This is a genomic window from Deltaproteobacteria bacterium, assembly GCA_016180855.1.
Classification (GTDB): Bacteria; UBA10199; UBA10199; order JACPAL01; family JACPAL01; genus JACPAL01.
In genome coordinates this window covers 76,545-87,810 of record JACPAL010000018.1, presented here as the reverse complement: position 1 = coordinate 87,810, position 11,266 = coordinate 76,545, and the positions used below count along the sequence as shown (strand labels likewise).

Sequence of the window (11,266 nt, the reverse complement as noted above, 5' to 3'; positions counted from 1 at the left end):
TCTGGCCAATGCGCTCGAAAAGATTGCGACCGATCCGGATGAGTTGCAACTCGCCAATCGTGGAACCCAGCACCTTTTTATTGTCAATCCGCTCCGGGCAGCATCCGATGTGAAGAAGGGGATTGATCCAAAATTGAGCGAGAAATCGGGATGGTTCGATACGCATCCCCCGATCGGACTGCGAATTCGATTATTAAGAGAAATGGCGAGCAGGACGTAGGGTGCCCTATGAAAAATGGCAGAACGTTCCTGCACAATTCGTCTTGAAAAGAGGTGTGTGTGGTTGCCGGGGTGAATTTCTTGACTCATTCTCCTCTGGTCATTAATGGCCACGCCACCAATAAGTGACCCGACTTTTATCCATATTTTGACAAAACATCCTTGTCTTTTATCCATAAAATGGATTATTATAAGATAAAGTGGAGCGGTTAGTTTTAACATTACTGGAGCAATGGAAGGATCGGCCGGTACGTCTCCCCCTCCTCATTCGGGGTGCGCGCCAGGTGGGAAAGACTTGGCTCGTTCGAGAACATGCCCGCTCTTATGAGAATTTTGTCGAAATTAACCTGGAGTCCCAACCAGAATACCTCGACCTCTTCAAGTCGAGTTATGGAAAACCTGAGGAATTGATAAAAAATATCTCCCTGTTAGGTGGGAAAAAAATTGAAAAGGGCAAAACGCTCCTTTTCTTAGATGAGATTCAGGTTTCCAAAGAGGCCCTTCTCTCGCTCCGATACTTCAAGGAAAATCTTCCCGAACAACATGTGATTGCGGCGGGATCTCTTCTGGAGTTTACCTTCAAGGACCTAAGTTTTCCAGTGGGACGAATTGAATTTTTCCACCTCTTTCCCATGAATTTTGAGGAGTATCTCTTAGCAGTCGGCCGGGGTGATTTGGTTCAGGCAATCTTTGAAATGGAGGACAACCCGATTGCGACCCCCATTCATGAAAAACTCTTGGAGGAGACGACAATTTATTCCCTCTTGGGTGGATTGCCGGCAGTCATCAAAACTTATGTGGAATCATCCCAGGGAGAGGCTCTGCAAAGATGTCAGGAAGTCCAGCAGATCCTGATGGCGAGTTTTCGGGAAGACTTTCACAAATACGCCTCAAGGACCAATGTGGACTTTTTGAGAATTCTGTTTCAAGGAATTCCCCGGTTATTGGGGCAGAAACTCAAATACAGCAATATGGACCCTCATATAAAATCCCGTGAGCTCTCCTCGGCGCTGAATCTCCTTGAACAGGCGGGGATAGTTTACAAAGCCCATCATTCCTCAGCCAGCGGTGTTCCCTTGGAATCGCAAATTGACCCCAAAAAATTCAAGGTTTTTTTCCTGGATATCGGGTTGTGCCAAAGGGTGTTGGGCCTCCATTTGTCGGAGCTTTATTTGCAAAGAAAAGAACTCCTGTCCCATCGGGGAGGGATCGCCGAACAATTTGTTGCCCAGGAAATATTAAGCTATACGGATAAAAACAGGAGTCCCAAGGTTTTTTACTGGCACCGGGAGGCAAGGGCCTCAGAAGCAGAACTTGATCTCTTAATTGAAGATGGCTCCACCCTCATGCCGATCGAGGTCAAAAGCCATAAAGGTCATTCCTCAAAAAGCCTTTCCCTTTTTCTTAAGGAGAAGAAGGAATATGTTGGTCGGGCCCTCCGTGTTTCAACACTTCCCTATGGGGTTAGCGATCAAATCATCTCGACCCCTTTTTACGGTTTGATGAGGCTCTTTAAGAAGCGATAAATTTCCCAAATTTTTCCTAGAGCTCACTTCATAACGGTGGTAATACCTCCCTGGATCAATCATGAAAAAAGGCCTTTTCATTGGTGCCTTGGTGGGCGGATTGCTTTTAGGAGCGACGTTTGGTTGTTTTGCTATCTTCAGTGGTGAAGAAGGCATAGCCTGTGTGCCCCTGTTTTTTTTGTCTACGTGGCTTGTTTTTCTTGATATTGCTCCGCCTGAAGAATGGGGTTTGATCGGCGTAATTCTTTTCTGGTCTTTTAACATCGTTTTATATTCAATTATTGGAGGAATCATTGGCTGGTTTTTAAGGAAAAAAGGGAACAGGGAACAGGATTCTCGCTTGACCAAGCATACCCCCTAAGCATAACATTACTGCCATGAAGTCTCTTGGCGCAAGAACGCGAAATCTATTCGCACAATGGGGGAAGAAGGGGGGCAAGAGGCGGAAAATGGCTTTAGGGGCCAGCCAGCGCCATGCCATTGCTGCCCAAGCGGCGCGTGCCCGGTGGGGGAAAGGGCGTTCCGATTTTCTCCCGGCGAGTGTTCGTTTGAACAGCCCCTCCTGGGACGACCCGGTTTATCTTGAAGAGGTCATCTCTGATGGAGGACTCTCGGAGTGGCGAGAGCTTTATCATCGTATCAGTGAGCACCCCTTTGGAGAGACGGCCCATGCCCTGGGAAGAGTGGTTCGTTCGGTTGAAATCTACGGATCAACCAACTTGTGGAGGGCCCTTTTGAGGAACCTTCAAGGAGGTGAGGCATAAGTACAAAGCGAGAAACAGAGGAGTGGGAGCGTCTTCTTTCTGCCCAGATGGTTTTTCAGTCTCATTTTCCGGAATGTGTCTTGGTTGGAGGGACAGCGGCCGTGCTCCATGTGGGTCACCGAACCTCAATCGATGCGGACCATGTGCATCCGGGGCTCAAAGAACGCTTTGCCGAAATCCTCCAAAAGGTGGAACAAGAGGCCGGCTGGCGCACCAGAAAACTGGAACCCCCCGTATTGATTCTCGGAAATTTTCAGGGGGTTCGAACCGGTATTCGTCAATTGATTCGCTCCAAACCTCTGGAGACGATGAAGGTGAGGGGGCTAAAAGTCCCGACACCCGACGAGGTCTTAAGGATCAAAGGGGTGCTCATTGTAAAACGCAATGCCACACGGGATTTTATTGACTTTGTTGCCCTTTTTGATCACTTGGGGACCCAGCGGGCACTTCAAGCCCTCTCTCCCCTTGACTCATTCTACCCGCAGGAGGAACAATCTGTGAGTCAACAACTCGCCTTACAACTGGCCGATCCGAAACCGTGGGATCTTTTACAAACCGATTTGAATTCTTATAAAAATCTTAAAGCGCCTTATAACGATTGGAATGAAATCAAGAGGCGTGCCTTGGCGGTCTCTCAGAAGATGATGGTTGAGTTGATGGTCAGTGGGGCATGAAAATTTAAAAAAAGGAGATCCTATGAAAAAAGTAGTGGTGTTGGTCGTCGGGCTTCTCTTGGCAGGCTTCTCGAACACCTTTGCGGCTGAATGCGCCGACTATGACAAGAGGCTGGAAAAATGTGAAAAATACAGAAACTTTCAATCCTATTGAGCGAGAGAGGGGACAGTTGGTTATCTGCAAAGGAAAAGGAGGAGATATGACCAAGGTTAATCCAAGTGAAGTCGGTTATCGGGATGCCCTGAGGGCGATCCAGCGGGGGCGGGTTGTAGACATTGATCGGAAGCTTCAGGAGAGGGAGCAGAAAAGTCAGAGTGGAGATGTCTACAGCACAGGCGTCGTTAAGGCGCTTCGACAGGAGATTACAAGACGTCATCTGGTGAAGGCTTATCGTGACCATGTTGAATTCGACTACTCCCGGTCACGTTGTGGAGATCGTACCTCCTATTACTATCGGGAGAATGCCGATCGTTGTGCCATCAAACTGGAGACAAATGCAGTGACACAAATGGGCTCTCTGCGTCATTTTACCGTTAATGAGGTCCCAGCTTATCCAGCTACCCTGATAAATTCCGTCCGTTACATGGTTCAAGCGGAGTGAATTAGACGGCCTCTGCTAATGTATTCAGAAAAAGGTCGTTCTCAGCGGCAGTGCCGACAGTGACCCGGAGGCAGTCGGGCAATCCCTCAAAGGTCATGGGACGAACGAGAATGCCGTTGGACAACAGGTGATGGAAGACCTGTCTTGATCGAGGGAGCTTGAAGAGGATGAAGTTTGTATCACTCGGGTAGGGATAAACGCCGGGGAGTTCCTGCAACCGTTGTCGGACCCTTCCCCTCTCCTGAAGGGTTCTCTGGACAACCTCTTCAACGAATGAATCGCTTTCCAGGACAACCGACCCGACCGCCTGCTGAAAGTGATTGATCATAAACGGGGGCATTACCTTTTTGACCTCTGCAACGACCTTCGGGTTAGCAAGAAGAATCCCAAGCCGAACCCCTCCGAGTGAAAACGCCTTGGAGAAGGTCCGAAGCAGGACGAGATTTGGATATTTTTTGAGGGATCCCTTAAGTGTCTGCTTGGCAAATTGATAGTAAGCCTCATCGACCACGACAATTCTGCCCAGCCTCTTTCCCAGTTTGACGATCTCGAGAAGATCTTCCTGTGGAAACAGGTTGCCCGTCGGGGCATTCGGGTTCGCCAGAAAGGTGATGTCCGGTCTCGCTCTTTTGAAAACCCGCAAAAATTTCTCAAGCGGGAGCGAAAAATCATCGGGATTGAGAGGAAATTTGATCGCCTTGCTTTCTACCAGGGATGCCTCGGCACGATAGAGAGAGAAGCTGGGCGAGATCGTCAGAACGCGCCCCTTCAAGGAGGTTGCCTGGACCAAAAAGTGGATTAAACGGTTCGACCCGGCGCTGGCGAGTACCCCCTCCGGATCCCATCCCTCCTTTTCAGCGATCTTTTTGCAAAGCGGATCGGCCCAGGGGGAGGGGTAACGGTTCCAGGACGTTTTTCTTAACTCTTCCAGGATCTTCTCTTTGAGATCTTCTGGCAGATCGTAAGGCGACTCATTCTGGTTGAGCTTCGCCTTGTAGTCTGCCTTTTCGAGCGAATACGCCTTTAGTTTTTTAAGGTGGGGTCGGAACATTCGTCATATTAAAAATAATTCCTTTGCCAGATCAATCAAAAAGAAATAATTCATGGAGGGTCTTGAAACAAATTTTAATTCTGTGAGGGTGAGGGGAAAAGATGTCACTACAAGAAAAACTTCACGAGCTGGAACGGCGGAATCAGGAGGTGCTTCAGGCGGGTGGAAAGGACCGGATCGCCAAACAGCACGAGGCTGGCAAGCTGACGGCCCGTGAGAGAATTGCGGAACTTCTTGACCCCGACAGTTTTGTCGAGACGGATCGCTTTGTGACCCACCGTGCAACTGAGTTTGGCATTGATAAACAGAAGATCCCGGGAGATGGCGTAGTGACTGGCTATGGTCGGATTGACGGGCGTCTCATTTTTGTTTTTGCTCAGGATTTCACCGTCTTCGGGGGATCGCTCGGGGAGGCGTACGCCCAGAAGATCTGCAAGATCATGGATCATGCGATGAAGGTTGGGGCGCCGGTGATCGGCCTGAACGACTCGGGGGGGGCGAGGATTCAGGAGGGGGTGAGGAGCCTTGCCGGTTATGCCGATATTTTTCAGAGGAATGTCATGGCGTCCGGCGTCATCCCGCAGATTTCAGCAGTTTTGGGGCCCTGCGCTGGAGGGGCGGTCTATTCGCCGGCGATGACCGATTTTGTTTTGATGGTTGATAAGACGAGTCATATGTTTATTACCGGTCCCGATGTGATTCGGGCCGTGACTCATGAGGAGGTTTCCAAGGAGGATTTGGGAGGAGGGCGGACGCATAACGAAAAGTCCGGTGTGGCGCAGTTTCTGGCGGAGGATGACCGGGATTGCCTCAGGCAGGTTCGCCGCCTCTTGGGTTACCTTCCCTCCAACAATCTTGAGGATCCTCCCGTTGCCGAGACAGAGGATCGATCCGATCGCAGCGAGCCCCAATTAGACGAGTGGATTCCTGAAAACCCGAACAAGCCGTATGATATGAAACGGCTCATCCAGTGGGTGGTGGACCAGAACTCCTTTTTTGAAGTCCAGCCCCACTGGGCAAAAAATATGGTTGTCGGTTTTGCCCATATGAACGGGCGGTCCATTGGAATTGTGGCGAATCAGCCGGCGCATCTGGCGGGATGTCTCGATATCAATGCCTCCATCAAAGGGGCCCGTTTTGTCCGTTTTTGCGATGCCTTTAATATCCCCATTATCACCTTTGTGGATGTGCCTGGGTTTCTTCCGGGGACCGATCAGGAATTTGGAGGGATTATCCGTCACGGCGCCAAACTTCTGTACGCCTTTTGCGAGGCGACCGTTCCCAAAGTGACCATTATTACACGAAAGGCGTATGGTGGGGCCTATGATGTCATGAGCTCCAAGCATGTGCGCGGTGATGTTAATCTGGCGTATCCGACCGCCGAAATTGCCGTTATGGGGCCGGAGGGGGCAGTTAACATTATCTTTAGGAATCAGCTTATCTCGTCAAAAGAGGCCCCGAAGGAGAAGGAGAGGCTTGTTTCGGAATACCGTCAAACCTTTGCCAACCCTTATAAGGCGGCGGAGTTGGGGTATATTGATGACGTCATCATGCCGCATGAGACACGTCCCCGTATTATCGATGCCCTTGAGATGCTCAAGAACAAACGATCCAAGAATCCCCCCAAAAAGCATGGGAATATCCCTTTGTAAAAAACAGGCAGTAACGCCCTTGACACATCCGTCTTTTTCTGAATAATGGCTTCTAGTTCGCCCGCAAGGAGTCTTTTAACTGCTTGATTAAGGCAAAATCGAAATCCTGGTGATGATCCGTTAATGTCTGTTTTTTATGTCCCGACCAAGAAGAAGATCGAACTCTGATGAAGATTTAAATCGCGAAACGATGCCACCCCCCGTACAACCATCCCCACAAGAGACTTTTAGAGAAGAGCCGGCTGCTTCATCTCCTCCACCACATTCAAGATCTGATCGTAGCGGCCAGGTGATGAATTTAAGCGAGATGAAAAACCGCAAGATCAGCGAGCTTGTGGAGATGGCCCATCAGTTTGGCATTGAGGGTGGGGCTGGGATGAGGCGCCAGGAGCTGATTTTCACGCTCCTCAACCATCACATTGAACGGAACGGCATGGTCTACGGTCAGGGGGTTCTGGAAATCCTGCCGGATGGGTTTGGTTTTCTCAGGGCTCCGGAGTACAACTATCTCCCCGGACCGGATGATATCTATATTTCTCCCTCCCAGATCCGGAAATTTGCGTTGAGGACGGGTGACATGGTCTCCGGCCAGGTTCGTGCCCCCAAGGATTCGGAGCGTTACTTTGCCTTGGTCAAGGTGGAATCGGTCAATTACGAATCTCCCGAAGTGGCTCGTGAAAAGATTCTTTTTGAGAACCTCGTTCCGCTCTATCCGAATGAGAGACTCCGGCTCGAATACGACCCGAAAAATTACACGACCCGCATTGTGGATCTCATGTCGCCGATCGGAAAGGGGCAGCGGGCCCTTATTGTAGCGGCTCCCCGCACAGGCAAAACGATGATGCTGCAGAACGTTGCCAATGCGATCTCCTCTAATCATCCGGAGGTTGCGTTGATCGTCCTGCTCATCGATGAGCGGCCGGAAGAGGTGACCGACATGCAGCGTTCCGTCAAAGGGGAGGTTGTTTCCTCAACCTTTGATGAGCCTGCAACCCGTCACGTACAGGTCGCTGAGATGGTCATTGAGAAGGCGAAGCGCCTCGTGGAGCATAAAAAGGATGTCGTGATTCTTCTGGATTCGATCACTCGGCTTGCGCGGGCCTATAATACGGTTGTTCCTCCCTCGGGAAAGATCCTCTCAGGGGGTGTCGACTCCAACGCGCTTCACAAACCGAAGCGATTTTTTGGGGCGGCACGGAATGTCGAAGATGGGGGAAGCCTCACGATCATAGCCACAGCCCTTATTGATACCGGAAGCCGGATGGACGAAGTTATCTTTGAAGAATTCAAGGGGACCGGCAATGCCGAGATCCATCTGGATCGGAAGCTGATGGTCCTGCAACCGCTTAACGTGGTCGATGCGATGGAGTTCTTGACCGACAAGATGCAGAACGCAAAGACCAACAAGGAATTTCTCGATTCGATGAGTGGTTGAGAATAGACTTTCTTTCACCAGAACTTCATTTCTCGTTTTACTCTTCACAAAGAGACAAGACCACACTCAGATTTAACAATAGTTTCATAAAGTTGATCACCTAGTTTTATACAATCAGAATTTGGCATGAATATGGCATATCTACCATTCACGGGAGGTGATTATGCCACGCAACATACCGATCCTGGTTGTTCTCCTGTTTGTTTTCTCCCTGCCAAACCAACTTTGGGCGTTTAGCTGCCCCTTTCCGCCGGAGGGTACCCCCCCCCTCTCTCTGATATCCTCCCGCCTTGAAACCGTCCGCTTCAAACAAGATGAAGTTGAAAAGAGACTGGTAGAGGTCGAGTCAGGAATCCAGGGATTACTGGAAAAAGAGTCAGAGATGATGCGACTGATGGAAGAAGGAGCGATTCTCGATAATGAGATGATTCTTCTTTTTATTATTGAGGGGAGAAGAATTGAGGAAGAGATGAAAAAGTTAATGGGCGGAAAACTGGCGATGGAAAATTTTCTCACCGTTCTTCGTGAATCCCGAAAATCGTTGGAAGAGGAGATGGACAGCGTTGGTCTATCCAGAGAAATTGCCCTTTGTGAGGCAGCGGAACTGGAGCAACTTCTATCAAAAGATCTTATTGAGTTTGGATCAGTTCAATGTACCCCGGAAGTATCGAAGATCAATGAAATAGCCAAGATTCTTTCTGTTCTGAAAGGGGATTTGATTAAAGAAAGCGAGTCTGATTTGGCCAAAATAGCGATTGCGAATTTTAGTCATCGGGCGCCTCGTCTTGTTAATCAACTGTTTCGTGAGGAGTTCAAGCTGGTATGGCCCCAAAGACTCGAGCAACTTGAGCAAGCGATCTTAAGGGTTGGGAACTTAAGTCCTGCGCTTTATGAAAAGTTCATCGGGGAGGGGAAATTACTTGATCTGATTTCAGATCAGATGGCGTTTTTCAGGCAACTTGAAGGGGAAAATTGGTGTTCTGAGGTGGGCAAAGCAGCCACTGCTTTCTATGAAAGTTTTAAGAGTCAATTTAGCGACCCGGTAGCCTTTGCTCATCTCGACACGACCTTCCTCGCCGATATGAATTTTGTTGAGATGAATTCCCTTGCTGTAATGTTATTGGAAATGGGGGCTGTGTTGCAGAGTTATTCTTTAGTGGATTTAAACGATCCCACTATCTTGAGCGATGAAACTCTTCCAGACGAATTTCGGAGCTTAGTGAATTTATCAGTGGGTCCTGGCGCCAGAGGGATTGTTTTGTATGTTCATTGGCAAAATGATCCTTATGAGGCGGCGATCAGTGATCGGGCGACGGTTGATCGTGAGACAAGATCGGCCGAAGAGAGCTTCAGAGAACTTTCCTTTGGTCAGTTTTCCATAGGATTTGATGTTTGTGAGGCCTATGCAGATAGCACGCGACCGTCGATCTCTTCTGGTCTTATCATTCCAACTATGATCCGTCTCTGTGAGGATCAGGTGAACTTTGCCAATTATGATTGGCTTCTTTTGTATCCTACCGCTGCAGGCAATGGCAGATATTTAGGGAGGCATGAGTGGCCCACGGATGATGGGTTGGTTGCCTTGCACACCATCACGATGGGGCGTAACCATTTTGATGATGAAACTATCCTTCATGAAGGGGGGCATGTCTTAGGTTTGAATCATGCGCATGACCTCGATTGTGGCGAGTCGGTCTTTGGGGGGAGTTGTCTTGAGAGGTCGGATTATGGGGACCCCTTTGATACGATGGCTGCCTACCCTGGCCATGGCCATTTTAACTGTGCTTATAAGGAAAAATTGGGGTGGTTGGAGATGGAGGCTGGTTTATCTTCTGCTCTCCCCGATCTCTTGGGGGCCGTTGAAGCTGGTAGTACCGATCCTCAATGTATCCAGCTTGAAGTAGATAATGCCCTGACCAGTGGCGTCGTTCACGATTACCGGGCAGAACGCTTCGTCACGGAACCTTGTGACACCCTATCCGTTGAATACAGGGAGCCCCTTGGTTATGATCGCATGATAATTATGGATGCCATCCTTTCTGCAGATCAATCTCGTCTCGAAAATCTGTATTCTTTTGATTTTGCAACGATCGGCGTTCTTTTCTTGAGATGTACAACAGACGAGAATGGCCGCCATACCTATTTGCTTGATTGTAGCCCCAACTCTCGCGAGGATTGGAGGGATGACCTTTTTGATGGTTTTATCCTTCCTGGCGAAACATGTACGACAGGTCTTGGATGGCAGGTCCGCTTTGTCGGGCCATCGACTTCTTCGGAGAGGGTAGCCGTGGTACAGATTGATTTAGGTGAACCAGATTGTGTTTATGCCCCTGAAATCTGCGACAATACTGATAATGATTGTAATGGGAGAGTTGATGAGGGTTGTGATGATGATCGTGATAACTATTGCGACCTGAATATGGCTATGGTCTCGGATGGGATACTTTCTATTTGTTCCTTTGGGGGTGGGGATTGTGACGATAATAGAGCTTCTACAAACCCCGGTATAGAACTCGAACGGCTGGATGGCCGGGATGACAACTGCAATGAGGAAATTGACGAAGGTATTACCTTTAGCTGTGATGATAGCGATGGTGGAATGATGCCAGGGATTGGAGGTTCCGTGACGTTGACAGTACATGATAGTCTAGATCAATCATTTATTTATGCTGATTCTTGTCACTCGAGATTAAGTTATGGCCGTACTATTTATTCCGTGCAGGAGTACATCTGCGATCCAACAAGGGCAGGCAGAATTGATTCGAGCGATATTGACTGTCTTCCGACGGAAACCTGTATTGATCCTGACGGAAACAGCGGTCCGATCCCTGGTTATTGTGGGCTCTCTGAGTAGAACGGTTACTCATTTGAATCGTGTCCTGCAACCGCTTAACGTGGTCGATGCGATGGAGTTCTTGACCGACAAGATGCAGAACGCAAAGACCAACAAGGAATTTCTCGATTCGATGAGTGGTTAGCTCTAGTTATAGTCCCCTCCCAACCGATTAAAGACCATTTAAAAAAGGAACATAGGCTTAAGCAACTTTTAAGTGACAAAGCCGATAAGCAAAACAGCGAGGAGAACAAAATGATAACACCATTCATATCACCCCCTAATTATTTACACCTTAAAGGGCCATTATTTAGTGAACCTCCTCCTGCACCTGAACCGAGTGCCTTCAATGTCTTTAGTGGATACAATTGGGACAACCATTTTATTAGGACATCAATCGTATCAGGGTTCTATGCACTGGCAGGTGTGGCTGCTGGAAGGCTTATACGATCGGCCTTTAGGCCACGGGTCGATTTTGACCCAGATGCCTACGTCAGGTCTAGCCGAGTG

Annotated in this window: 11 protein-coding genes; 10 read left to right on the top strand and 1 reads right to left on the bottom strand. The window is 48.9% G+C overall.

Translation table 11 applies throughout. The annotated features are described in order from the left end of the window. From HYT77_09340 to HYT77_09315, 6 genes are all read left to right on the top strand, one after another. Positions 1-220, top strand: a 220-nt coding sequence (locus HYT77_09340; GenBank protein ID MBI2068200.1) for a zinc metalloprotease HtpX, incomplete at its 5' end; no start/stop codon positions are given. A 199-nt stretch (positions 221-419) separates the two neighbouring features. Continuing rightward, complete coding sequence (locus HYT77_09335) at positions 420-1,745, top strand: ATP-binding protein (protein MBI2068199.1); 1,326 nt, start codon at positions 420-422, stop codon at positions 1,743-1,745. Between the two features lie 61 nt (positions 1,746-1,806). Beyond that, positions 1,807-2,106, top strand: a complete 300-nt coding sequence (locus HYT77_09330) for a hypothetical protein (protein MBI2068198.1) — start codon at positions 1,807-1,809, stop codon at positions 2,104-2,106. A 16-nt stretch (positions 2,107-2,122) separates the two neighbouring features. Continuing rightward, on the top strand, positions 2,123-2,509 hold the full coding sequence (locus HYT77_09325; GenBank protein ID MBI2068197.1) for a hypothetical protein: 387 nt from the start codon (positions 2,123-2,125) through the stop codon (positions 2,507-2,509). After that, the gene (locus HYT77_09320) at positions 2,506-3,183 is read left to right on the top strand and encodes a nucleotidyl transferase AbiEii/AbiGii toxin family protein (GenBank protein ID MBI2068196.1); all 678 of its coding nucleotides are present in this window, start codon (positions 2,506-2,508) and stop codon (positions 3,181-3,183) included. The genes HYT77_09325 and HYT77_09320 overlap by 4 nt, the downstream gene beginning before the upstream one ends. A 200-nt stretch (positions 3,184-3,383) precedes the next feature. Further along, positions 3,384-3,785 carry a hypothetical protein gene (locus HYT77_09315; GenBank protein ID MBI2068195.1) on the top strand — a complete coding sequence of 134 codons (402 nt, stop codon included), beginning with the start codon at positions 3,384-3,386 and terminating at the stop codon, positions 3,783-3,785. Between the two features lies 1 nt (position 3,786). On the opposite strand, the gene hisC is transcribed toward HYT77_09315, so the two are convergent. Further along, positions 3,787-4,836, bottom strand: a complete 1,050-nt coding sequence (hisC, locus tag HYT77_09310; protein ID MBI2068194.1) for a histidinol-phosphate transaminase — start codon at positions 4,834-4,836, stop codon at positions 3,787-3,789. Positions 4,837-4,937: 101 nt separating this feature from the next. Between hisC and HYT77_09305 the strand changes: the two genes are divergently transcribed. The 4 genes from HYT77_09305 (at position 4,938) to HYT77_09290 (ending at position 10,901) form a co-directional block, all read left to right on the top strand. Beyond that, positions 4,938-6,488, top strand: a complete 1,551-nt coding sequence (locus tag HYT77_09305) for a methylmalonyl-CoA carboxyltransferase (GenBank protein ID MBI2068193.1) — start codon at positions 4,938-4,940, stop codon at positions 6,486-6,488. A gap of 136 nt (positions 6,489-6,624) precedes the next feature. Then, positions 6,625-7,923, top strand: coding sequence for a transcription termination factor Rho (gene rho / locus HYT77_09300; GenBank protein ID MBI2068192.1), 1,299 nt, complete (start codon positions 6,625-6,627; stop codon positions 7,921-7,923). Between the two features lie 163 nt (positions 7,924-8,086). Further along, positions 8,087-10,777, top strand: coding sequence for a hypothetical protein (locus tag HYT77_09295; GenBank protein ID MBI2068191.1), 2,691 nt, complete (start codon positions 8,087-8,089; stop codon positions 10,775-10,777). Then, positions 10,761-10,901 carry a hypothetical protein gene (locus HYT77_09290; protein MBI2068190.1) on the top strand — a complete coding sequence of 47 codons (141 nt, stop codon included), beginning with the start codon at positions 10,761-10,763 and terminating at the stop codon, positions 10,899-10,901. Before HYT77_09295 ends, HYT77_09290 begins: the two co-directional genes overlap by 17 nt. Positions 10,902-11,266 lie beyond the last annotated feature (365 nt).